The following is a 22,119-nucleotide window of genomic DNA, read 5'->3' on the forward strand; positions in this document are numbered from 1 at the left end:
GCCCTTCCAGTCACTGGGAAACTTCATGCACTTTGACCTCATCGACCTGCGCCTCTACCTGCACATCCTGGACAGCGGCAATATCACCGCTGGCGCGGCCCGCAGCCACCTGTCCCTGGCTGCCGCCAGCGCACGCATCCGAGCCATGGAGTCTTCACTGGGCATCGCGTTTCTCGAGCGCGGCCGCCGTGGCGTAACCCCAACACCCGCGGGCAAAGCCCTGGCCCGGCATGCTCGCCTGCTGTTGCAGCAGGCCGACCATCTGCAGCAAGACCTGGCCGAATACGCCAATGGCGTCAAAGGCCAGGTACGCCTGCTGTGCAACACCACCGCCCTCAGCGAATACCTGCCGGAGCTGCTCGCGCAGTTTTTGCGCGAGCATCCCAACCTCGATATCGACCTGCAAGAGTTGCCCAGCCTGCGCATCACCCACGCCTTGCGCCAGGGCACCGCCGACCTGGGGATTATTTCCGATGCGGTAGACACCCACGGCTTGCAGACCCTGGCGTTTCGCGACGACCCGCTGGTGCTGATCATGCCCCTGGACCACCCGTTGACCAAACCGAGTTTTATCGAGAGCCTGCAATACGACTACGTGGGCCTGGGGGCGAACAGCGCGTTGGCGGTTTACCTGGAAGAACAGGCACTGCACGCTGGCTTTCGCTTGCAGACGCGCATTCGCGCCGACGGTTTTGATGGGGTGATTCGCATGGTCGCCGGCGGCACGGGCCTGGGCATCGTGCCTCAGGCCGCCTTGGCGCGCTGGCCATCAGAACGTCGTTTCAAGGCCCACCCCCTGCAAGAGGAGTGGGCCTGCCGCAAACTGCTGTTATGCGCACGCTCGTTCGAGCAACTGCCGGGTTATGCCAGGGCTTTGTTCGACGCCTTGGCCCTGCCCTTGCGGAAGAACCCGTAATACACAGCCGACAGAATCAGCAGGAACGGCACGCCAAACACCAGTGTCATCTTGAAGGCGTCGGTGAAGTAGGTGGTGATCATCACCGCCCCCATCAGCACCAACCCCAGCAACGTGCTGTAGGGAAACAGCCGCAACTGGAACGACAACTTCGCCCCGCCATGACGCTTGCGATAGCGGCGGAAAAACAGGTGAGTGAGGAAGATCATGAACCAGGTGAAGATCGCGCCAAACATCGAGATCGCCATCATCAGGGTGAACGAACTTTCCGGGTACACCACGTTGAGCAACGTCGCCAGGGCAATACCCGAACTGGACAGCAGCAAAGCGTTGAGCGGAATGCCGTTCTTGCTCAACGCGCCCATGGACTTGGGCGCAAAGCCGGCGCGGGACAGGCTGAACATCATGCGCGTGGTGATGTAGAGCTGGCTGTTCATGGCCGACAGCGCCGCGATCAGGATCACGAAATTCATCACTCCAGTGGCGCCGGGAATGCCGATGGTCTGCATCACCGTGACAAACGGGCTCTGGGCCTGGCCGGCCTGGTTCCAGGGCACGATGGCGAGCATCAGCGCCAGGGTCAGCAGATAGAACACCACCAGCCGCACGATGGTAGCGCGGAAGGCTTTCTTCACTGCCTGCTCCGGGTCGGCAGCTTCACCGGCGGCCACGGCGATCATCTCGACACTGAGGTAGCTGAAGATCGACACGATCACCGCGATCCACATGCCACTCAAGCCATGGGGGAAAAAGCCGTCGTGGGCCGTGTAGTTCTGCACGCCGTAGTCGGGGTTACCAGAGCCGAACACCACATACACTGCCAGTATGATGAAACCGACAATAGCGCTGATCTTGATCGTCGAGAACCAGTATTCGAAGTTGCCGAAGGTCTTCACGCTGATCGCGTTGAGCAGGATCAGCACACTGGAAAACGACACGATCCACACCCACTCCGGCACGTTGGCAAACCAGTACTTCATGTACATCGCCACCGCCGTGACCTCGGCCCCCACCGCCAGCACAATCGCCGCCCAGTAGGCATACCGCACCAGGAACCCGGCCAACGGGCTGATGTAGAACTCGGCATAGGCGCCAAAGGAGCCGGAGGTGGAATGGGCCACCGTCATCTCCGCCAGGCAGCCCATCAGCAGCAAGGTAATCAACGCGCCGATGGCGTAGCTCACCAGCACGCTCGGCCCGGCATAACCGATGGCGTAGGCGCTGCCCATGAACAGCCCGGTGCCGATGGCGCCACCGATGGCGATCATGCTCATCTGGCCGGAAGTGAGCTGGCGCCTCAGGCCCAGTTCGCGGTGGGTAATCTCTGCAAAGCCGTTGTCTGGCGTGGTCACGGGTGTGCCCCTTTATTATTGTGATGGTGGCTGACGCTGAACCTGTGGGAGCTGGCTTGCCTGCGATAACGGTAGTGAATGCACCGACGCTATCGCAGGCAAGCCAGCTCCCACATTTGATCTGTGTTGCCCTTAAGTAACGCTGTTGCGGACTTTGAATTGCGGCTGGTCCCAGGTGGCGTTGTCGAGAATTTCACCGAGAGTTTCCACGGCGTCCCACACCTCGGTAAAGCTGGTGTACAGCGGCGTGAAACCAAAGCGCATGATCCGCGGTTCACGGTAATCGCCGATCACGCCTCGGGCGATCAAGGCCTGGATCACCGCGTAACCTTCGGGGTGTTCAAAGCTGACGTGGCTGCCGCGCCGGGTGTGTTCACGCGGGGTTATCAGTTCCAGGCCATGGGCGGCGCAACGGCTTTCGACCAACGCAATGAACAGGTCAGTCAAGGCCAGGGACTTAGTCCGCAGGCGCGCCATGTCGGTCTGGGCAAAAATATCCAGGCCGCATTCCACCATGGCCAGCGAGGTAATCGGTTGGGTACCGCAGAGGTAGCGGGCAATGCCGGCGCTGGGGGCGTAGGTGGACTCCATGGCGAACTGGCGGGTATGCCCGAACCAACCCGACAACGGCTGGCGCACCACATCCACCAACGCCGGGTTGACCCACACAAACGCCTGGGAGCCCGGGCCGCCGTTGAGGTATTTGTAGGTGCAGCCAATCGCATAATCCGCGCCGGCATGGTGCAGATCGACAGGCACCGCGCCCGCCGAATGCGCCAGGTCCCAGATGCTCAGCGCGCCGCACTCGTGGCTCAGTGCGGTCAGCGCCGCCATGTCGTACATATAGCCGGTCTTGTAGTTGACGTGGGTGAGCATCACCACCGCCACGTCCGCATCAATGGCCTGGGGCAGTTCGGCCGGGCTGTTCACCAGGCGCAGGGAATAGCCTTGTTGCAGCAATTCGGCCAAGCCTTCGGCGATGTACAAGTCGGTGGGAAAGTTGCTCGCTTCGCTGACGATGACCTTGCGCGCAGGTGTACGTTGGCGCTGCACACTCAAGGCGGCGCTGAGCACTTTGAACAGGTTGATCGAGGTGGTGTCGGTGATCACTACCTCGCCGTCACGCGCACCAATCAATGGCGCCAGGCGATTGCCCAGGCGCTGGGACAACTGCGCCCAGCCAGCGCTGTTCCAGCTACGAATCAAGCCGTTGCCCCACTCCTCGGCGATCACCTGTTGTGCGCGTTCCAGCGCCGCCACCGGGCGAGCGCCGAGGGAGTTGCCGTCGAGGTAGATCACGCCCTCGGGCAAGGCGAATTGGGCACGCAGGGGGGCCAAAGGGTCCTGTGCGTCGAGGGCTTGGCAATGGCTTCGAGTGGTCATGGGTCGTCCTGGTTTTTATAGGTGAGGATGGACCAAATAATGAACGAACTTTTAGAGAATTTTCGTGCAAAGTGGTGGGTAAACGGCTATTTAAGCTGTAGGAAATTCGAATTTAACCTCCAAACACGCGGATATCTTCCAAGCATGATTCTCGACGCCACCGACCTGCGCCTCCTGCATTTCCTGCAACAGGATGGCCGCATCAGCAACCAGGAATTGGCGGAAAAAGTCGCGCTGTCGCCGTCTGCATGCCTGCGCCGTTTGCGCCTGCTGGAGAGCGAGGGAATCATCAGCGGCTACCGCGCGGTATTGAACGCCGAGCAGTTGGGGATCGAGCTGGAAGCCATCGTGCACCTGTCGTTGCGCCAGGATGTGGAGGACTGGCATGAGACGTTCATCAAGAAGGTGCAAGGCTGGCCAGAGGTGGCGAGCGCCTATGTGATCACCGGCGCCAGCAACTATGTGCTGCGGGTGCAGGCGCGTAACCTCAAGCACTTTTCGGACTTTATCGTGAACCACCTGAACCGCACGGCGGGGGTGATGGATATCCGTTCGGAGATAGTGCTGCAGAAGATCAAGGACCGGGATGAGGTGTTGGACCTGGTCGTGCGCAAATAACACAAACACCCCAAAACCAATGTGGGAGCTGGCTTGCCTGCGATAGCGGTAGTGAATGTTCCACCGCTATCGCAGGCAAGCCAGCTCCCACAGTTGACCGAGTTGATCAGTCTTCCAGAGCACGCACTCGTTGCATGCGCTGCTGTTCTATTGGCGCATCCGCCACCTGCAACTCAAAGTCAAAATCAATCTGCGCAAACCGTCCTTGCACGCCAAATTCCCGCGCCAGTTGCGGATCGTCGCTGAAGCGGATCTCGGCAATCAGTTCATCGCGGGTGGCATAGGCGAAGTCATCGTGCAGGTACGGGTCATCCGACAGGTTGATCTGCGTGGTCAGGTGCCGGTGCCCAGGCGCCGAGATGAAGAAGTGGATATGCGCCGGCCGTTGCCCGTGGCGCCCCAATTGGTCGAGCAACTGTTGCGTCGGCCCGCTCGGCGGGCAACCGTAGCCCGAAGGTACGATGCTGCGAAAACGGTAGTTGCCCTGGGCGTCGGTCTCGATACGGCGACGCAGGTTGAATTCAGATTGATTCGGGTCGAACCACGAGTAAGTGCCGCCGGTATTGGCCTGCCACACATCGACAATCGCCCCCGCCAATGGCTTGCCTGCGGTATCGCGCACTTGCCCGCGCATGAACAACGGCACCGCGTCGTCCTGACCATCATCCAGCCGTGCTTCGTATTGGGACAGCGGCGCGCCGGCCACATACAACGGGCCTTCGATGGTGCGCGGTGTACCGCCGGACTTGCCTGCCTGCTCATCGGCGGCGTCCATCAACAGGTCCAGATAATGCTCCAGGCCCAGGCCGGCAGCGAGCAGACCGGCCTCCTGGTTTTTGCCCAGTTCATTGAGGTAGTTGACCGCCTTCCAGAATTCTTCCGGGGTCACTTCCAGGTCTTCGATGATGTTCACGGTGTCGCGCAGGATCCGGTAAATCAGCGCCTTGGTACGTGGGTTGCCCGCGTCATTGAGGTTGCCGCTGGCTTCTTCGAGAAAGCGTTGAGCATGGGCAGTCTGGGACAGGCGGATGGACATGGTGCATTCCTCATCTTGTAGTTATAGGTGCAAGCCGGCTCAGCGGTCGTCCGCATGGATCGACGACGGATGGCGGCACAGCGCATTCACTTCGATGGCCATGTAGGGGAACAATGGCAGTTGCATCAGCAGGTCGTGCAGGTCCTGGACGCTGTCGACATCGAACACGCTGTAGTTGGCGTAATGCCCGGCGATGCGCCACAGGTGGCGCCATTTGCCCTCTTGTTGCAGGCGCTGCGCCAAGGCTTTCTCCTCGGCCTTGAGGCTGGCGGCACGCTCGGGGTGCATATCGAGGGGCAGGTTCACGGTCATTTTTACGTGGAACAACATGGCAGAGGCCTCTTAGTGTTTGTCACGGCGAAAGAACGCCAGGCGCTCTTCATCAAGCGTCAGGCCCAGGCCCGGCGCAGTGGACACATGCAGCTGGAAATCGCGGTACACCGGTGGCTCGGTGAGGATGTCTTCGGTGAGCAACAGCGGGCCGAACAATTCGGTGCCCCACGCCAGGGTGTTCAGCGTGAGAAAGGCATGGGCCGAGGCCAGGGTGCCAATGCCGCCTTCGAGCATGGTGCCGCCGTACAAGCCGATGCCGGCCGCTTCGGCAATCGCCGCCGTGCGCAATACAGCGCGAGGGCCACCGTTCTTGGCGATCTTGAGGGCGAACACCGTGGCCGCGCCTTCACGGGCCAGGTTAAAGGCGTCTTCTACACATTCGATAGATTCATCGGCCATGATCGGCACCGGGCTCGACAGGTTGAGCCGGGCCATGCCGCCACGGTTGTTGCGCGAGATCGGTTGTTCGATCAGATCGATACCGTGGTCGCCGAGCACCTTGCATGCCCGCAGGGCCACGGCTTCATCCCAGGCCTGGTTGACGTCGACGCGCACACTGGCGCGCTCGCCCAGGGCTTTCTTGATTGCGATCACATGGGCCAGGTCGCGGCTGACTTCACCGGCGCCAATCTTCAATTTGAAGAGGCGGTGACGGCGCAGGTCGAGCATTTTCTCGGCCTCGTTGATGTCCTGTTCGGTATTACCGCTGGCCAGGGTCCAGGCCACCGGCAACGCATCACGCACACGCCCGCCCAGCAGCTCGCTGACCGGCAGCCCGAGGCGTTTGCCGAGCGCGTCGAGCAAGGCGCTTTCGATACCGGACTTGGCAAAGGTGTTGCCGCGAATACTGCGTTCCAGGCGCAACATGGCCGCATTGACGTTGCTCGCGTCCTGACCGATCAATAGCGGCGCAAAGTGGCGGTCGATATTGATTTTGATGCTGTCGGGGCTTTCATTGCCGTAGCTCAGGCCGCCAATGGTGGTGGCTTCGCCGATGCCTTCAATGCCGTCGGCGCAACGCAGGCGGATGATCACCAGGGTCTGGTTTTGCATGGTGTGCATCGCCAGCTTGTGCGGGCGAATGGTGGGCAGATCAACAATAAGCGTGTCGATCGATTCGATGGCGCAAATCGGCATGGCAATACCCGTTGGGTTCTTTATAGATTTGCGTCGATTCTGTGCCGCATTTTTTTGGGGTTCCAATATAGAATTGGTCTGGTGCGATACCCTCAAGGTATGAAAGGAGTCGATATGGAACTGCGTCACTTGCGCTATTTCCAGGTGCTGGGCGAAACCCTTAACTTCACCCGGGCTGCCGAACGCCTGCACATCGCCCAGCCGCCCTTGAGCCGGCAGATCCAGCAGCTGGAGGATGAACTGGGGGTGGTGCTGCTGGAGCGCAGTCGGCCTTTGCGCCTGACCGAAGCCGGGCGTTTTTTCTATGAGCACGCCAATGTACTGCTCGAACAACTGGACAAGGTCTGCGACACCACTCGGCGCATCGGCCAAGGCGAGAAAACCTGGCTGGGCATCGGCTTCGCGCCGTCGACCTTGTATGGCGTGCTGCCGGAGCTGATTCGGCGCCTGCGCACCCACGACGCCCTGGAGCTGGAGCTGGGTTTGTCGGAAATGACCACCTTGCAGCAGGTCGAAGCGCTCAAGGCTGGCCGCATTGACGTGGGCTTCGGGCGTATTCGCATCGACGACCCGGCCATTGTCCAGCGCGTACTGGTGGAAGACCGCCTGGTGGCGGTGCTGCCCAGCGGTCACCCGTTGCTGGGCGCTCCGGCCACCCTCGCCCAATTGGCCGGCGAACCCTTCGTGCTCTACCCCGGCAACCCGCGCCCCAGCTATGCCGACCATGTGATCGCGCTGTTCGACGCCCATGGCTTGAGCGTGAAGGTGGCGCAGTGGACCAACGAATTGCAGACCGCTATCGGCCTGGTGGGCGCCGGTATGGGCGTGACGCTGGTGCCGGCGTCGGTGCAGGTGCTGCATCGGGCGGATATTGGCTATACGCCGGTGGTGGAGGCGACGGCGAGTTCGCCGATCATCCTCAGCCGGCGGGTGAATGACCGGTCGCCGGGGCTGACTCATTGCTTGCAACTGGTTGAGGAGTTGATCTGAGATCCTCCAGGCACCCCATACTCCATGTGGGAGCTGGCTTGCCTGCGATGGCGGCGGATCAGTTGGCATCGTGTTGATCGGCCGGCCGCTATCGCAGGCAAGCCAGCTCCCACCTGTTGATCCTCACCCGAGTTCAAGTAATGCGCAGGCGCTTGCGTTGCAATGTCTGGCTGGGCGACTCATCGAACAGCTTGCGGTATTCCGCCGAAAACCGCCCCAGGTGCGTAAACCCCCAGCCCAGGGCGATTTCAGAAATAGTGCGCATTGAGCCCTGCTCCAGTATTTCCTGGCGCACCGCCCCCAGCCGATGCTTCTTCAGATACGCCATGGGCGACAGTGCGAAGTACTTGCGAAACGCATCGAACAGTTTGAACCGCGACACGCCCGCCGCCGCTTCCAGGTCTTCCAGGTGCAGCACTTCACGGGCGTTGTCATGGATGAATTGCCGCGCACGGATCAAGTAGTGCGGCAGTTTTACCCCCAACACCTCGCGCAACTCTTCAGAGTAGTTATTCGGTTGGGCCAGGATCAGCCCCTTGATCAGCGAGCTTTCCAGGTCACGGGTAAACGCCGCCTGCTCGTATAACTCACTGCTGCATTCCAGTTCGGCGATGAAGTATCGCGCCATGCGCCACCACGAGGCCGGTGCTCCGTCCACAGCATCCATCACCGACTCAAACCGCAGCGGTGCATCGATGGGCCGTTGCAGCAAACCTTCCAGTGACTCGCTCATCGCCGCGCGGGTGATCACCACCTGCAACTTGCGGCAGTCACCGGAAATCGCCAGCACCTGATGCTCATTGGGTGAAATGATCACGCCCTGGTCGCGGTTGGAACTGAGGCGCTCACCGTTCTTGCTCAGCTCCTGCTCGCCCACCAGCGGCAGGCTCAAGCTGTAGCTGCGAAAGTGCTCGGCGTCTTCGATGTCGATGGTCACATCGGTACCGTATTCGATCACGCCCAGGGTGGTGGCGCGGGACTTGAACACGTTGGCGCTGTGGTGAAAGCGCAGGCGCTCGGGGGTGGCCGTCGCCAGGCGATGGGGCCCGCAGATGCCGGACATCCAGCTGCGCGCGCCTTCCAGGTCGAAGCGTTGAATATGAATATCGCGTGTCTGGCTACTCATCAGGGTGCACCCACGGCGGTTAGGCATTTGCGCGCTCTGGCGGCGCGTCGTTGAACCTCGACAGCAAGTTCCAGGCCACGCCAGCAGCGTGGCCACTGGGTGGATAGTAACGGTCGACTATGTGGATAAATCCCAGGGCTTTACGACCATCGCCCACCATCACAGTAGCGCATGCCGTCACCTGCGCGCACCGCCATGGGTATTTGCTGCCCAACTTTGCGGCCTGCGTTCCCCCATTAAGCGGATAGCCCGCCACCGCATCGCAGCCGCTTAATGGCTCACCGTTTAGCCATGATCAAAAGGTGCCTCCCATGAGTGGTGCAAGAACCGTCGAGCAGTGGAAATCCTTTATCGAAAGTTGCCTGGACTTTCGCCCGGCGGATGAAGTGTTCCGCATCGCCCGCGACATGTTCACCGAGCCCGAGCTGTTCGACCTGGAGATGGAACTGATCTTCGAGAAGAACTGGATCTACGCCTGCCACGAAAGCGAACTGGCCCATAACCACGACTTCGTGACGATGCGCGCCGGGCGCCAGCCGATGATCATCACCCGCGACGGCGAAGGCCGGCTCAACGCGCTGATCAACGCCTGCCAGCATCGCGGCACTACCCTCACCCGCGTGGGCAAGGGCAACCAGTCCACCTTCACCTGCCCGTTCCACGCCTGGTGCTACAAGAGCGATGGCCGACTGGTGAAGGTCAAGGCGCCGGGGGAATACCCGGAAGGTTTCGACAAGGCCACCCGCGGCCTGAAAAAAGCGCGCATCGACAGCTACAAGGGCTTTGTGTTTATCAGCCTGGACGTGAACGGCACTAACAGCCTGGAAGATTTCCTCGGCGACGCCAAAGTGTTCTTCGACATGATGGTGGCGCAATCGGCCACCGGTGAGCTGGAAGTGCTGCCGGGCAAGTCCGCCTACACCTACGACGGCAACTGGAAGCTGCAAAACGAAAACGGCCTGGACGGTTATCACGTCAGCACCGTGCACTACAACTACGTGGCCACCGTGCAGCATCGCCAGCAGGTCAACACCGAAAACGGCGCGGGTTCCAGCACGACGCTGGACTACAGCAAGCTCGGCGCCGGCGACGCGAATACCGATGACGGCTGGTTCGCCTTCAATAACGGCCACAGTGTGTTGTTCAGCGACATGCCCAACCCCAGCGTACGCTCCGGGTACGCCACCATCATGCCGCGCCTGGTAGAAGAACACGGCCAGCAGAAGGCCGAGTGGATGATGCACCGCCTGCGCAACCTGAATATCTACCCCAGCCTGTTCTTTCTCGACCAGATCAGCTCGCAGTTGCGCATCATCCGCCCGGTGGCCTGGAACAAGACCGAGATCATCAGCCAGTGCCTGGGGGTCAAGGGTGAGTCCGACGCCGACCGCGAAAACCGGATTCGCCAGTTCGAGGACTTCTTCAACGTCTCGGGCATGGGCACGCCGGATGACCTGGTGGAGTTTCGCGAAGCCCAGCGCGGTTTCCAGGGCCGCCTGGAGCGCTGGAGCGATATCTCACGAGGCAGCCATCGCTGGGAGACTGGGCCGACGCCCAACAGCGAAGCCATTGGCATCCAACCAGCCATGACCGGCACCGAGTTCACCCACGAAGGTTTGTACGTCAACCAGCATCGCAACTGGCAGCAGTTCCTGCTCAAGGGCCTGGAGCGACAAGCGCTGACACTGCGGGAGGTGAAGTGATGAATGCGCAATTGCAGTACCAGATCGAGCAGTTCTTCTACCGCAAGTCCGAACTGTGCGACGCCCAGGACTGGGACGCCTACGTGCAGTTGTTCGACCCGCAGAGCGAATTCCACCTGCCGCAATGGGATTCCGAACACGTCTACACCCAAGACCCCAAGCGCGAGATGTCGTTGATCTACTACGCCAACCGCTCGGGCCTGGAGGACCGTGTGTTCCGCCTGCGCACCGGCAAAGCCGCCTCTGCCACGCCGATGCCGCGCACCTTGCACCTGATCAATAACGTACGCATTGCCGAGCAGGCCGACGACACGTTGGAGGTGCGTTTGAACTGGCACACGCTCTTCTATCGCCTCGCCACGTCCGAGCAGTTCTATGGGCATGCCACGTACCGCCTCAAGCCTGCGGGCGACAGCTGGCTGATCATGCGCAAGCACGCCTTGCTGCTCAACGACACCATCAATTCGGTGCTGGATTTCTATCACCTGTAATGGTGCCGCATCCCTTGTAGGAGCGAGCTCGCTCGCGCCTACAAGGGGTTCATACCTATCCACGGAGTCATGTGAATGAATCACAAAGTGGCCTTCAGCTTTGCCGATGGCAAGACCCTGTTCTTCCCGGTGGGCGCCCATGAAATCCTGTTGGACGCGGCCCTGCGCAACGGCATCAAGATCCCGCTCGATTGCCGCGAAGGTGTGTGCGGCACCTGCCAGGGGCGTTGCGAATCCGGTGAGTACACCCAGGACTACGTCGACGAGGAAGCGCTCTCCAGCCTCGACCTGCAACAGCGCAAGATGCTCAGTTGCCAGACTCGGGTGAAGTCCGACGCCACCTTTTATTTCGACTTTGATTCGAGCCTGTGCAACGCCCCCGGGCCCGTGCAGGTACGCGGCACGGTGAGCGCGGTGCAGCAGGTCTCGACCAGCACCGCCATCTTGCAGGTGCAACTGGACCAGCCACTGGATTTTTTGCCGGGCCAATATGCGCGTCTGTCAGTGCCCGGCACCGATAGCTGGCGCTCCTACTCCTTCGCCAACCGGCCGGGTAATCAGTTGCAGTTCCTGGTACGCCTGCTGCCCGACGGAGTCATGAGCAACTACCTGCGTGAACGCTGCCAGGTAGGTGATGAAATGCTGATGGAGGCGCCCTTGGGTGCGTTTTATCTGCGGCACGTCACCCAACCGCTGGTACTGGTGGCGGGCGGCACCGGGTTGTCGGCGTTGTTGGGCATGCTCGATGAGCTGGTCGTCAACGGCTGCACACAACCTGTGCATCTGTATTACGGCGTTCGCGGCGCCGAAGACTTATGTGAAGCGGCACGTATCCAAGCCTACGCGACGAAAATCCCGAACTTTCGCTACACCGAAGTGCTGAGCGACGCCTCAGTCGAGTGGACGGGCAAACGCGGCTACCTGACCGAACATTTCGACCTGGCCGAATTGCGGGACAGATCGGCGGATATGTACGTGTGCGGCCCCCCTCCAATGGTCGAATCCATCCAACAATGGCTGGCGGATCAGACACTTGATGGCGTTCAGTTGTATTACGAAAAGTTTACGCAGAGTAATATCTGACCCTCAGCAGTTCTGAGGGGCCGATGCGGCGTGCAATCACCCTTGAGAAAAACAAGTAGAAGGGAATGTTAATGGCGGATGACATGGTTAACCCGGTGGGCCTCAAGCGAGGCCTGAAGAACCGGCACATTCAGCTGATCGCCTTGGGAGGTGCGATTGGTACAGGCTTGTTCCTCGGCTCGGCCGGGGTACTCAAGTCGGCGGGGCCGTCGATGATCCTGGGTTATGCGGTAGCCGGGTTTATCGCGTTCCTGATCATGCGCCAGCTCGGCGAGATGATCGTCGAAGAGCCGGTGGCCGGGTCCTTCAGCCACTTCGCACATAAATACTGGGGCGGTTACGCGGGCTTCCTGGCGGGCTGGAACTATTGGGTGCTCTACGTGCTGGTGGGCATGGCCGAACTGACGGCCGTCGGCAAGTACATCCAGTTCTGGTGGCCGGAGATTCCAACCTGGGTCAGCGCGCTGGTGTTCTTCGTCGCGGTGAACCTGATCAACACTCTGAACGTGAAGTTCTTCGGTGAAGCCGAATTCTGGTTTGCGATCATCAAGGTGGTGGCGATTGTCGGCATGATCGTGCTCGGCTGCTACCTGCTGTTCAGCGGCACCGGCGGCCCGCAAGCCTCGGTCAGCAACCTGTGGAGCCACGGTGGGTTCTTCCCCAATGGCGGCATGGGGCTGTTGATGTCCATGGCCTTCATCATGTTCTCGTTCGGTGGCCTGGAACTGGTCGGCATCACCGCCGCCGAAGCCAGCGAACCACGCAAGGTGATCCCCAAAGCGATCAACCAGGTGGTGTACCGCATTCTGATTTTCTACGTCGGTGCGCTGACCGTGCTGTTGTCGCTGTACCCGTGGGATCAACTGCTGCAAACCCTCGGCGCGTCGGGCGATGCCTACAGTGGCAGCCCGTTTGTGCAGATCTTCTCGCTGATCGGCAACGACACCGCCGCCCAAATCCTCAACTTCGTGGTGCTGACCGCGGCGTTGTCGGTGTACAACAGCGGCGTGTACTGCAACAGCCGCATGCTGTTCGGCCTGGCCGAACAAGGGGATGCGCCCAAGGCGCTGATGAAGCTCAACAAACAAGGCGTGCCGCTGCGGGCCCTGGCGATTTCGGCGCTGGTGACCATGCTGTGCGTGGTGGTCAACTACGTGGCGCCGCACAGTGCACTGGAGTTGCTGTTCGCGCTGGTGGTTGCTTCGTTGATGATCAACTGGGCATTGATCAGCCTGACCCATATCAAGTTCCGCAAGGCCATGGGCGAGCAAGGCGTGACGCCGTCGTTCAAGACCTTCTGGTTCCCGTTCAGCAACTACCTGTGCCTGGCGTTCATGGTGATGATCATTGGCGTGATGCTGGCGATTCCGGGGATTCGCGAGTCGGTGTATGCGATGCCGGTGTGGGTGGGGATTATCTACATCGCCTATCGGTTTCGGATCAGAAGCGGGAAGGTTGCCGTAACCCAGTAACCCCTGTGGGAGCGGGCTTGCCCGCGATTGCGGCGTGTCAGCCAATGGATGAGCCGACTGATACACCGCCATCGCAGCGATGCGGCGACCCGGCAAGCCAGCTCCCACAATTGACTGTATTTCACCTAGAAAAAAGCCCCGGTAATCCGGGGCTTTTTTATTAGAGCGTGGAACGTACTCGCCAGAGTTCAGGGAACAGTACCGTGTCGAGCATCTTGCGCAGGTACCCCACGCCTTCAGTACCACCAGTACCCGGCTGGAAGCCGATGATGCGCTCCACCGTGGTGACATGCCGGAAGCGCCACTGGCGGAACGAATCTTCCAGGTCGATAAACTTCTCGGCCAACTGATACAAATCCCAGTAACGGCTCGGGTCGCGATATACCTCGCGCCAGGCAGCTTCCACCGAGTCATCGTGCACCGTGGCGGCGGTCGGGTCGCGCTCGGCGCGTTTGGGATCAATCGCCAACCCCGCCTTGACCATCAGGTTTACGGCCTCGTCATACAACGACGGCGTGGCAATCGCCACCTGCAATTGCTGCAGCAACTCCGGGCGATGGGCATGGGGCCGCAGCAGCGCCGGGCTTTTGTTGCCGAGGATGAATTCGATTTCGCGGTACTGAAACGACTGGAACCCCGACGACTGCCCCAGGAACGGGCGAATCGCCTTGTATTCCGACGGGGTCATGGTCGCCAGCACCGCCCAGGCGTGCACCAGTTGATCGAAGATCCGCGACACCCGCGCCAGCATCTTGAACGCCGGTGGCAGCTCACCCAGGCGCACATGTTCCCTGGCAGCCTTGAGTTCGTGCAGCATCAATTTCATCCACAGCTCCGAGGTCTGGTGCTGGATGATGAAGAGCATTTCGTTGTGATCCGGCGACAGCGGGTGCTGGGCGCTGAGGACTTTGCCCAGGTCCAGGTAATCGCCATAGCTCATGGACTCGGAAAAATTCAGTTCGGCGTTATGCCATTCTTCCGGCGGTTGGTAATCAGCTGAGAAAGGACATTGGCTCATCGCGTGGGCTCCTTGAGCGGGCGGAGAATGGCGCGCACGGGGCTCGCGTCCAGGTTGGCGAAGCGCAGCGGCAGCGCGATCAGTTCATAGTCGCCCTCCGGTACGTCATCGAGCACGATGCCTTCGAGGATCGCCATGCCATGGCGCGCCACGGCGTTGTGGGAATCCATGGTCTTGGATTGTTGCGGGTCCAGGGACGGTGTATCGATACCGATCAGGCGCACCCCCAGGCTGGCCAGCAGCTCAATGGTCTGGGGGGCGATGGCGGTGAAGTTCGAATCCCAGTCGGTGAGTGGCGCTTGTGGATAAGTGCGCAGCAGCACGCGCTCCGGCAGGTTATCCACACGCCCTTGCAACTGATGGGGCTGCACCAGAGCGCCGCTGCCCAGGCAATGCAATACCCGGCACGGGCCCATGTACACATCCAGCGATACCTCGCCAATCGGCGCCCCATCGGCGCAGTAATGCAGCGGCGCATCCACATGGGCACCGGTGTGCGGCGACAGGGTGACGCGCCCCACATTTACCGGACACTCCGGGCCGAACTGCCACACGCGCTCTTCCTGGAACGGTGTATCGCCCGGCCAGGTCGGGGTGGCCGTGCTCAAGGGCGGGCTGATATCCCACCACGTTTTTATTGGTTTCATTGCAAGGCTCTCACGGGGTACTGGGGTGAATGATACGAGGGCCAGCTCTGAATTTTCTTGCGAATTCTGGCGCGCTACGGGAAATATTTCGCAGTTACTGCGAGGAAACAGCGGTTTGATGCACAGATCTGTCGCTCAGATACACCAAGACCTCCTGTGGGAGCCGGGCTTGCCCGCGATAGCGGAGTGTCAGGCAATGGAGATGCTTGTTGTGCCAGCGTCATCGCGGGCAAGCCCGGCTCCCACAGGGGACTGCGGTGTTCAGGTGACTGCGCTTCTGGGCATCCCAATGTCGAGTTCAGACCACTGGCGCAACGCCCGAGGCCTTAGGGTTGAGCTTTCCCTTCCCTGCCTAGGAGTCATCATGACCAAGCCCATCACCGTACTGCGCGACACCCACCCACTGCCGGTCCTGGATGCCTGCAAATGGGAAAAGCTCGAAGGCGACCCGCACACTGTCAACCTCAACGCCTACACCAGCGAAGACGGCAGCAAGATCATGGGCACCTGGATCTGCACGCCGGGCAAGTGGTACGTGGAATACGTGAAGTGGGAATACTGCCATTTCCAGGAAGGCTACTGCGTGATCACGCCTGAAGGCATGGAGCCGATCCACTTGCGGGCTGGGGATATCTTTGTGGTGGAACCGGGGATGAAAGGAACGTGGGAAGTGGTCGAGACGGTGCGTAAGTATTTTGTGTTTGCCTGACCCAGCAAAAGCTGTGGCGAGGGAGCTTGCTCCCTCGCCACAGGTATTTATTTGGGCTTGCGATAGCTGTTGATGATCGCCGAGAAGTCCTTGCCCCCTTCCCCACGCTGGCTCATCGATTGATACAGCTGCTGGGCCACTGCGCCGAGGATCACCGGCTGGTGCACTTGGCGTGCAGCTTCGGTGGCCAAGCCCAAATCCTTGAGCATCAGGTCGGCACCAAAACCACCGGTATAGCCACGCGATGATGGCGCGGTCTCGATCACGCCTGGCCAAGGATTGTAGGTATCGGAACTCCAGCAGCGCCCCGTGGAGCTGTTGATGATGCCGGCCAGCACTTGTGTATCAATGCCAAGTGCATCGCCCAGGGCCATGGCTTCACTGACGCCGACCATGCTGATACCCAGCAGCAGGTTGTTGCAGATCTTGGCGATTTGCCCGGTGCCGACATCGCCGCAGTGCACGATATTGCGGCCCATCTGCGCCAGCACCGGTTGCAGGGTGGCGAACAGTTCCGGGTTGGCGCCAACCATAAAGGTCAGCGTCCCGGCCTGGGCACCGCCGGTGCCACCGGAGACCGGCGCATCGGCCACGTCCACGCCTTGTTTGGCTGCCGCAGCCGCTACTTCACGGATGGTTTGCGGGTCAATGGTGCTGCAATCCACGGCGGGGATGCCTTTGCCGATGCCGGCGAGTACACCGTCTTCATTCAGCCACACGCTGCGCACGTGGGCGGCGGCCGGCAGCATGGTAATCACCAGTTCGGCGCCCTGGGCCGCATCACACGGCGAGCTGCTGATGGTGCCGCCCAGTTCGGCGAGTTCCTTGAGTACCGCCTGGTTCAGGTCGAACAGGTTAAGCGCGTGCCCAGCCTTGATCAGGTTGCGGGCCATGGGCGCACCCATGTTGCCCAGGCCGATAAATGCAATCTTCATGATCGTCTCCCAGGTTCAGCGCAGGTTAATGGTGGTGTTGACGCCATCGTTGACCGTGTCGTCATCAAACCAGCGGCTGGTGACGGTTTTGGTCTGAGTGTAGAACTGCACCACTTGCTTGCCGTAAGGGCCCAGGTCGCCGAGCTTGGAACCGCGGGAGCCGGTGAAGCTGAAGAACGGCACTGGCACCGGGATGGGGATGTTGATGCCGACCTGGCCCACATCGATTTCGCTCTGGAATTTACGCGCCGCCGCACCGCTCTGGGTGAACAGACCTGTGCCGTTGCCGAACGGGTTGGCGTTGACCAGGGCGATGGCTTGATCGAGGGTGTCGACTTCCAGCACCACCAGCACCGGGCCGAAGATTTCCTCGGTGTAGATGCGCATGTCGGTGGTCACGCCCGAAAAAAGAGTCGGGCCGACAAAGTTACCTTGTTCGAAGCCCGGCACCTTGATATCGCGGCCATCCAGCTCCAGCTTGGCGCCTTCTTTCACGCCGCTTTCGATCAGTTCAAGGATGCGTGCCTTGGCGCGCTTGGAAATCACCGGGCCGACATCCGTGCCGGCTTCGCTGCCTGCATTGACCTTGAGCTTTTGTGCCAACGCCTTGAGATCTGGCAGCCACTGCTTGGCCGCCCCCACCAGCACCACCACCGAGGTGGCCATGCAACGCTGGCCCGCCGCGCCGAAACCGGCGCCGACCAGGGCGTTGAGGGTGTGCTCGCGGTTGGCATCCGGCAGCACCACCGCGTGGTTCTTGGCGCCCATCATCGATTGGACGCGTTTGCCGTGCTTGCCTGCCAGGTCATAGACATGGGTGCCGACGGCCGTCGAGCCGACGAAGGACACCGCCTTGATGTCTTTGTGGGTGCACAGTGCATCCACCACGCTCTTGCCGCCGTGCACCACGTTGAGCACGCCCGCCGGTACGCCGGCTTCCAGCGCCAGCTCCACCAGGAGCATGGTCGACAACGGGTCTTGCTCGGAAGGCTTGAGTACGAAGGTGTTACCGCAGGCAATCGCCATCGGGAACATCCACAGCGGAATCATCGCCGGGAAGTTGAACGGGGTGATGCCGGCGCACACGCCGATAGGCTGGCGCAGGGTGTAGGTATCCACGCCGCCGGCCACGTTCTCGGCGAACTCGCCCATTTGCAGGGTGCCGATGGAACAGGCGTGCTCGACCACTTCCAGGCCACGGAAAATATCGCCCTCGGCATCGGCAATGGTCTTGCCCTGCTCGGCGCTGAGGACTACAGCAATGCGCTTGGAATGTTCGCGGATCAAGGCTTGCAGCTTGAGCATGATGCGCATGCGCGCGCCGATCGGTGTCAGCTTCCAGGTCTGGAAAGCGCGATGGGCAGCGTCAATGGCGGCGTTGACTTCATCGGCAGTGGCGAACGGGACTTTGGCCAGCACTTGCTGGGTGGCCGGGTTGACGATGTCTTGCCACTCGGTGGTTTTGGACTCGACCCACTCGCCGTTGATCAGCAACTTGACCTGTTGCACGGAAATATCGGCAGATGCGTTCATGTGGTCTCCAGAATCTTATCGTTATGCAGAGAACCAAGGCGTTGAATCGCCTTGAAGAATGAGGCGTTCGGACTGTTTTTGGAGTATAGATGTGCAAATCTCTAATAAGAACGCACATAAAATCCGGTCCAATATGCAAAAAAACATCACCTCCCTGGGCGCCCTGAACTGGGATGACCTGAAGTTTTTCCTCGAAGTGGCGCGCACCCGCAAGGCCAGCGTGGCCGCCAAGCGCCTGGCGGTGGACTACACCACCGTGTCGCGACGCATCAGTTCACTGGAAGTGTCCCTCGGCACGCTGCTGTTCGAAAAATCCCGGACCAACGGCTTCGTGCTCACCAGCGAAGGCCAGCGGTTGCTGGGTTATGCCGAATCCATCGAAAGCACACTGCACATGGCCTGCGAACAGGTGTCCGGGTCGGGCGTGGCACTGTCGGGCCATGTGCGCATGGGTTGCACCGAAGGCTTCGGCAGCTTCTTCGTCACCCCGCAACTGAGCCATTTCGTCGACACTTATCCCGCGATCTCGGTGGACATCCTGCCCCTGCCCCACTTCATCAGCCTGTCCAAGCGCGAAGCCGACATCGTCATCGCCCTGGAACGCCCGGAACACGGACCGTATGTGTGCTGCAAACTGTGCGACTACAAATTGCAGTTGTATGCGACCCAGGACTACCTCGACCAACACCCGCCGATCCGCAAACCTGCGGATTTGGCCGAGCATCCATTTATCAGCTACGTGGATGACCTGGCGTTCAGCTCGGAGCTGCTGTACCTGGCCAACGTCGTGCCCGGCGCCAGCGCGAGTTTGCGCAGCACCAGCGTGATCGCGCAGTACGTGGCGGCGCAGCAAGGCCGGTCGATGGCGATATTGCCGTGCTTTCTGGCAGCGCAGGACCCGCGGTTGTTGCCGGTGCTGGGGGAGCAGATCGCGATTACGCGACAGTTCTGGATGTATTGCCGGGAGGATTTGAGGAAGTTGAAGCGGATTACGTTGTTGTGGGATTACATCCGGGAAGTGACGGAGCAGAATCAGGGGTTGTTGATGGGGGAGACGCGGGAGATCAGGTTTGCAGACTGAATGTGGGAGCTGGCTTGCCTGCGATAGCGGTGCATCAGCAAAAGCTATATCTACCGATCAACCGCCATCGCAGGCAAGCCAGCTCCCACATATTGAATGCATTTCAGCTGGGGGAAGCAGAACCCGCTTAGTCTGCGATTACTACAATTGACACCCGGCGATTCTCGGTGCGGCCTGCTGTGGTCGTATTCGGCGCCACCGGCTCGCTGCTGCCCAGGCCGCGCAGTTGGATGTTTTCTTCTTTCATGCCCACGCGGGTCAGCACCTTGCCCACGCTTTTGGCGCGGCGCAGGGACAGGGCCACGTTGTAGGGTTCTTTGCCGGAGGCGTCGGTGTGGCCGTCGACACGCACACGCTCGATACCCGCGCCTACCAGGGCCTGGCCGATGCGTTCGACGATGTCGGTGCTGGGTTTGTTGAGGGTTTCGACGTCACTGCCAAACAGCACTTTGCCGGACAGGCCGAAGGCCCAGCCTTCATCGGTCAGCTCGAAGCCTTGTTGTTTGAGCACGGCGACTTGCGCCGGGGTCAGGCCTTTGGGTGGCGTCTGGCAGCCGCTGAGGGCCAGGAAAGCGACGAGTAAAGAAACAAATAAAATGCGTGTGTTAGCGAACAAGGGAATCAACTCCTGTGTTGAACGTTGACGACGGGATGCTCCGACTCCGCCGTTTGCTGGCCGCCCGAGGACAATCGTTTGGCCTGGTACATCGCCGCGTCGGCGGCGTTGAGCAAGGTGCCGGGAGTGGCGCCATGCTCGGGATAAATGGCAATACCGATGCTGAGGGAGGTCAACACCTGGGTATCACCTGGCAGGGGGATCGGCATGTCCATGCTGGCAATGATTTTGTCGGCGATGCGATGGGCGTCTTCGGCCTTGTGCAGGGGCGCCAGTAATACCGCGAATTCATCACCGCCCAGGCGCGCCACCAGGTCGTCCTCGCGCAGTTGCGCCCGCACGCGGTCGGCAACGGCCACCAGCACGGCATCGCCAGCGGCGTGACCGAAGCTGTCGTTGATGTCTTTGAAGCGGTCGCTGTCGAGGAACAACACCGCCACCCGCTCGTTGACCTTGGCGGCGCTGCGCAAGGCGCGGATCAGCCGGCCTTCGAAGAACGCGCGGTTGGGCAGGCCGGTGAGGCTGTCGTGGCTGGCCTGGTGGGCCAGGGTTTCGTTTTCGCTTTGCAGGTGGCTTTGCCAAGCCTCCATCTCACCGAGCAGGGCATTGAAGTCGCTGCCCAGGCTGTCGAGCTCGGCGATCTGCGCCGAGGGTACGCGGCGGTCGAAGTCTCGTTCGCTGCGGGCGGCGTGGGCGACGGCGGCCAAGCGTTGCAATGGCACGGTGATGCCATTCAATAGACGCCGCGACAGGTGCAATGCCACCCAGGCGCTGAGCGCTGTGCAGATCAAAATCCCGACCAGACCGCTGAGCAAAAAGCGCAACAGGCTGCCACCGTGGCCGACCAGGTGGATGCTGCCGACAGTTTGCCCCTGGCGCAGAATCGGCTGGCTGATGGGCTGTTCGAGCAGGGCGTGCGCTATTTGCAGCTCGACCCGTGACAACATGCCGGTTTCCGGGCGAACCCAGCGCGCCAGCAGCTTGCCGTTGATATCAAATACTTCTGCCTGGGCCACTTCTTCGGTGGAGGCAATCAGGCTCAGGGCTTCGGTGGCCGCCGCGCTATCGTTGAACACCACGGCCGCTTCCACGGTGTAGTTGATGGAGCGGGCGATCAGGTGCAGGTTGTGCTCGGCGTAAACCCGCAGGGCCAGCACGCCGAGCAGGGTCAGGGAAACACTGGCCAGGGTCACCGCTACCAGCGCCAGGATCATATGCCCGCGGGCAATCACCGAACGCAGGGTCGGCCGCACTTTATCGCGGCTCATGAGCCAGGCGCTCGACGGCGAGACAACTGCAACACACTGGGATGGATACGCACGCCGCTGCGGGCGACGGAATCCAGATTGACCTCGAATGACACCTGCTCATCGCTGACCCGCAGGCAGAACAGGCTGCCCACCGTGCATTGGTCGCCCCCTTCGCTGATGCTGAGCACAGGGTGGCCAATCAACGAAGTAAACAGGCGGTTGCGTTCGTCAGGCGTGATTTTGCCGATGTAGATGGCGTCGCAGGCATTGACGATATCCGGATGATCGACCAGCAGGCGCCGCACCCGCACCGGACGACCGGTGGCCTGGGTAGTGCCTTTGACCAGGTCATCGGTGTACTGAGTCGGCCCGACAATGCACAGCCGCAATTGCGCAGGCTCCACCGGCCACCGCGCGTAGCTGAGAATACCCAGCACGACCTGGGTGACCGCCTGGGCGCGCTGCTCGGCGAGGCTGGGCGTCTGCGCCCATACCTGCGGCGCGAGCAGGCACAGAACCGCCACCCGCAACATGCGTCTCCAGCTCAAACTGCGCTCTGTGGGCGAGACAGCCACGTTCATGCAGCACTTCTCTCAGGTATTTTCCAGGGTGATGCCGCAACGATAGCACAGCGGCGGGACCCCCCGCGCAGCACGGCTGGCACGGGGCCTACTATTTTTTCAGAAAAAT

General features: G+C 60.9%; 22 protein-coding genes. 9 read left to right on the forward strand and 13 right to left on the reverse strand.

The features are described 5' to 3' along the window. The first annotated feature begins 25 nt into the window (after positions 1–25). Positions 26–916, forward strand: a complete 891-nt coding sequence (locus BOP96_RS16620; RefSeq protein ID WP_073453379.1) for a LysR substrate-binding domain-containing protein — start codon at positions 26–28, stop codon at positions 914–916. On the opposite strand, the gene BOP96_RS16625 is transcribed toward BOP96_RS16620, so the two are convergent. Further along, positions 862–2,268: an amino acid permease gene (locus BOP96_RS16625; protein ID WP_014719903.1), complete on the reverse strand. Its 1,407-nt coding sequence runs from the start codon at positions 2,266–2,268 to the stop codon at positions 862–864. The genes BOP96_RS16620 and BOP96_RS16625 overlap by 55 nt on opposite strands. Positions 2,269–2,400: 132 nt before the next feature. Further along, positions 2,401–3,651, reverse strand: coding sequence for a kynureninase (kynU, locus tag BOP96_RS16630; RefSeq protein WP_073453381.1), 1,251 nt, complete (start codon positions 3,649–3,651; stop codon positions 2,401–2,403). A gap of 144 nt (positions 3,652–3,795) precedes the next feature. Here kynU and BOP96_RS16635 point away from each other — a divergent pair, with 144 nt between their 5' ends. Next, positions 3,796–4,269, forward strand: coding sequence for an Lrp/AsnC family transcriptional regulator (locus BOP96_RS16635; protein ID WP_003176072.1), 474 nt, complete (start codon positions 3,796–3,798; stop codon positions 4,267–4,269). 106 nt (positions 4,270–4,375) lie between these two features. Here the strand turns inward: BOP96_RS16635 and catA are convergent, their stop codons facing one another. The 3 genes from catA to BOP96_RS16650 are packed head-to-tail and all read right to left on the reverse strand — an operon-like array spanning position 4,376 to position 6,775. Then, positions 4,376–5,305, reverse strand: a complete 930-nt coding sequence (gene catA, locus BOP96_RS16640; protein ID WP_060768074.1) for a catechol 1,2-dioxygenase — start codon at positions 5,303–5,305, stop codon at positions 4,376–4,378. A gap of 39 nt (positions 5,306–5,344) precedes the next feature. Next, positions 5,345–5,635 carry a muconolactone Delta-isomerase gene (gene catC, locus BOP96_RS16645; RefSeq protein ID WP_014719906.1) on the reverse strand — a complete coding sequence of 97 codons (291 nt, stop codon included), beginning with the start codon at positions 5,633–5,635 and terminating at the stop codon, positions 5,345–5,347. Positions 5,636–5,647: 12 nt separating this feature from the next. After that, on the reverse strand, positions 5,648–6,775 hold the full coding sequence (locus BOP96_RS16650) for a muconate cycloisomerase family protein (protein WP_020302515.1): 1,128 nt from the start codon (positions 6,773–6,775) through the stop codon (positions 5,648–5,650). Positions 6,776–6,889: 114 nt separating this feature from the next. On the opposite strand from BOP96_RS16650, the gene BOP96_RS16655 reads away from it, so the two are divergent. Beyond that, entirely contained in the window at positions 6,890–7,765 is an 876-nt protein-coding gene (locus BOP96_RS16655; protein ID WP_073453383.1) for a LysR family transcriptional regulator, read from the forward strand. 133 nt (positions 7,766–7,898) lie between these two features. Here BOP96_RS16655 and BOP96_RS16660 read toward each other — a convergent pair whose 3' ends face one another. Next, positions 7,899–8,891, reverse strand: coding sequence for an AraC family transcriptional regulator (locus BOP96_RS16660; RefSeq protein ID WP_014719909.1), 993 nt, complete (start codon positions 8,889–8,891; stop codon positions 7,899–7,901). A 311-nt stretch (positions 8,892–9,202) separates the two neighbouring features. On the opposite strand from BOP96_RS16660, the gene antA reads away from it, so the two are divergent. The 4 genes from antA to BOP96_RS16680 all read left to right on the forward strand — a co-directional run bounded on the left by antA (position 9,203) and on the right by BOP96_RS16680 (position 13,640). After that, positions 9,203–10,594: an anthranilate 1,2-dioxygenase large subunit gene (gene antA, locus BOP96_RS16665; protein ID WP_060768077.1), complete on the forward strand. Its 1,392-nt coding sequence runs from the start codon at positions 9,203–9,205 to the stop codon at positions 10,592–10,594. Continuing rightward, positions 10,594–11,085 carry an anthranilate 1,2-dioxygenase small subunit gene (antB, locus tag BOP96_RS16670; RefSeq protein ID WP_014719911.1) on the forward strand — a complete coding sequence of 164 codons (492 nt, stop codon included), beginning with the start codon at positions 10,594–10,596 and terminating at the stop codon, positions 11,083–11,085. The genes antA and antB overlap by 1 nt, the downstream gene beginning before the upstream one ends. A gap of 75 nt (positions 11,086–11,160) precedes the next feature. Then, entirely contained in the window at positions 11,161–12,168 is a 1,008-nt protein-coding gene (gene antC, locus BOP96_RS16675; protein ID WP_020302519.1) for an anthranilate 1,2-dioxygenase electron transfer component AntC, read from the forward strand. Between the two features lie 71 nt (positions 12,169–12,239). Beyond that, positions 12,240–13,640 carry an amino acid permease gene (locus BOP96_RS16680; protein ID WP_060768078.1) on the forward strand — a complete coding sequence of 467 codons (1,401 nt, stop codon included), beginning with the start codon at positions 12,240–12,242 and terminating at the stop codon, positions 13,638–13,640. Positions 13,641–13,800: 160 nt separating this feature from the next. On the opposite strand, the gene kynA is transcribed toward BOP96_RS16680, so the two are convergent. Then, positions 13,801–14,658, reverse strand: coding sequence for a tryptophan 2,3-dioxygenase (gene kynA, locus BOP96_RS16685; RefSeq protein ID WP_014719914.1), 858 nt, complete (start codon positions 14,656–14,658; stop codon positions 13,801–13,803). After that, positions 14,655–15,305, reverse strand: a complete 651-nt coding sequence (gene kynB, locus BOP96_RS16690; protein ID WP_060768079.1) for an arylformamidase — start codon at positions 15,303–15,305, stop codon at positions 14,655–14,657. The genes kynA and kynB overlap by 4 nt, the downstream gene beginning before the upstream one ends. A 364-nt stretch (positions 15,306–15,669) precedes the next feature. Between kynB and BOP96_RS16695 the strand changes: the two genes are divergently transcribed. Beyond that, a complete protein-coding gene (locus BOP96_RS16695; protein ID WP_019817873.1) occupies positions 15,670–16,014 on the forward strand; it encodes a cupin domain-containing protein in 345 nt (114 codons plus the stop codon). A 47-nt stretch (positions 16,015–16,061) separates the two neighbouring features. Here BOP96_RS16695 and mmsB read toward each other — a convergent pair whose 3' ends face one another. Both mmsB and BOP96_RS16705 read right to left on the reverse strand, forming a co-directional pair. After that, positions 16,062–16,949 (reverse strand): 3-hydroxyisobutyrate dehydrogenase, encoded by an 888-nt coding sequence (mmsB, locus tag BOP96_RS16700; protein WP_073453385.1) that lies wholly within the window; start codon positions 16,947–16,949, stop codon positions 16,062–16,064. A gap of 15 nt (positions 16,950–16,964) precedes the next feature. After that, positions 16,965–18,482, reverse strand: a complete 1,518-nt coding sequence (locus BOP96_RS16705) for a CoA-acylating methylmalonate-semialdehyde dehydrogenase (RefSeq protein WP_014719917.1) — start codon at positions 18,480–18,482, stop codon at positions 16,965–16,967. 133 nt (positions 18,483–18,615) lie between these two features. On the opposite strand from BOP96_RS16705, the gene BOP96_RS16710 reads away from it, so the two are divergent. Next, positions 18,616–19,563 (forward strand): LysR family transcriptional regulator, encoded by a 948-nt coding sequence (locus tag BOP96_RS16710; protein ID WP_073453388.1) that lies wholly within the window; start codon positions 18,616–18,618, stop codon positions 19,561–19,563. A 127-nt stretch (positions 19,564–19,690) separates the two neighbouring features. Here BOP96_RS16710 and BOP96_RS16715 read toward each other — a convergent pair whose 3' ends face one another. The 3 genes from BOP96_RS16715 to BOP96_RS16725 are packed head-to-tail and all read right to left on the reverse strand — an operon-like array spanning position 19,691 to position 22,010. After that, positions 19,691–20,179: an OmpA family protein gene (locus BOP96_RS16715; RefSeq protein ID WP_014719919.1), complete on the reverse strand. Its 489-nt coding sequence runs from the start codon at positions 20,177–20,179 to the stop codon at positions 19,691–19,693. 5 nt (positions 20,180–20,184) lie between these two features. Beyond that, entirely contained in the window at positions 20,185–21,447 is a 1,263-nt protein-coding gene (locus tag BOP96_RS16720) for a diguanylate cyclase domain-containing protein (RefSeq protein ID WP_020302524.1), read from the reverse strand. Further along, on the reverse strand, positions 21,444–22,010 hold the full coding sequence (locus BOP96_RS16725) for a YfiR family protein (protein ID WP_014719921.1): 567 nt from the start codon (positions 22,008–22,010) through the stop codon (positions 21,444–21,446). Before BOP96_RS16725 ends, BOP96_RS16720 begins: the two co-directional genes overlap by 4 nt. Positions 22,011–22,119: the final 109 nt, after the last annotated feature.

Origin of the sequence: Pseudomonas sp. FSL W5-0203 (assembly GCF_001896155.1) — a bacterium.
In the GTDB taxonomy this organism is placed as follows: domain Bacteria; phylum Pseudomonadota; class Gammaproteobacteria; order Pseudomonadales; family Pseudomonadaceae; genus Aquipseudomonas; species Aquipseudomonas paracarnis.

Excerpts from the sequence above, each read along its gene's own strand:
- BOP96_RS16620 (WP_073453379.1), top strand. The coding sequence starts at position 26 with ATGCACTTTGACCTCATCGACCTGCGCCTCTACCTGCACATCCTGGAC.
- kynU (WP_073453381.1), bottom strand. The coding sequence starts at position 3,651 with ATGACCACTCGAAGCCATTGCCAAGCCCTCGACGCACAGGACCCTTTG.
- BOP96_RS16635 (WP_003176072.1), top strand. The coding sequence starts at position 3,796 with ATGATTCTCGACGCCACCGACCTGCGCCTCCTGCATTTCCTGCAACAG.
- catA (WP_060768074.1), bottom strand. The coding sequence starts at position 5,305 with ATGTCCATCCGCCTGTCCCAGACTGCCCATGCTCAACGCTTTCTCGAA.
- catC (WP_014719906.1), bottom strand. The coding sequence starts at position 5,635 with ATGTTGTTCCACGTAAAAATGACCGTGAACCTGCCCCTCGATATGCAC.
- BOP96_RS16650 (WP_020302515.1), bottom strand. The coding sequence starts at position 6,775 with ATGCCGATTTGCGCCATCGAATCGATCGACACGCTTATTGTTGATCTG.
- BOP96_RS16655 (WP_073453383.1), top strand. The coding sequence starts at position 6,890 with ATGGAACTGCGTCACTTGCGCTATTTCCAGGTGCTGGGCGAAACCCTT.
- BOP96_RS16660 (WP_014719909.1), bottom strand. The coding sequence starts at position 8,891 with ATGAGTAGCCAGACACGCGATATTCATATTCAACGCTTCGACCTGGAA.
- antA (WP_060768077.1), top strand. The coding sequence starts at position 9,203 with ATGAGTGGTGCAAGAACCGTCGAGCAGTGGAAATCCTTTATCGAAAGT.
- antB (WP_014719911.1), top strand. The coding sequence starts at position 10,594 with ATGAATGCGCAATTGCAGTACCAGATCGAGCAGTTCTTCTACCGCAAG.
- antC (WP_020302519.1), top strand. The coding sequence starts at position 11,161 with ATGAATCACAAAGTGGCCTTCAGCTTTGCCGATGGCAAGACCCTGTTC.
- BOP96_RS16680 (WP_060768078.1), top strand. The coding sequence starts at position 12,240 with ATGGCGGATGACATGGTTAACCCGGTGGGCCTCAAGCGAGGCCTGAAG.
- kynA (WP_014719914.1), bottom strand. The coding sequence starts at position 14,658 with ATGAGCCAATGTCCTTTCTCAGCTGATTACCAACCGCCGGAAGAATGG.
- kynB (WP_060768079.1), bottom strand. The coding sequence starts at position 15,305 with ATGAAACCAATAAAAACGTGGTGGGATATCAGCCCGCCCTTGAGCACG.
- BOP96_RS16695 (WP_019817873.1), top strand. The coding sequence starts at position 15,670 with ATGACCAAGCCCATCACCGTACTGCGCGACACCCACCCACTGCCGGTC.
- mmsB (WP_073453385.1), bottom strand. The coding sequence starts at position 16,949 with ATGAAGATTGCATTTATCGGCCTGGGCAACATGGGTGCGCCCATGGCC.
- BOP96_RS16705 (WP_014719917.1), bottom strand. The coding sequence starts at position 18,482 with ATGAACGCATCTGCCGATATTTCCGTGCAACAGGTCAAGTTGCTGATC.
- BOP96_RS16710 (WP_073453388.1), top strand. The coding sequence starts at position 18,616 with ATGCAAAAAAACATCACCTCCCTGGGCGCCCTGAACTGGGATGACCTG.
- BOP96_RS16720 (WP_020302524.1), bottom strand. The coding sequence starts at position 21,447 with ATGAGCCGCGATAAAGTGCGGCCGACCCTGCGTTCGGTGATTGCCCGC.
- BOP96_RS16725 (WP_014719921.1), bottom strand. The coding sequence starts at position 22,010 with ATGAACGTGGCTGTCTCGCCCACAGAGCGCAGTTTGAGCTGGAGACGC.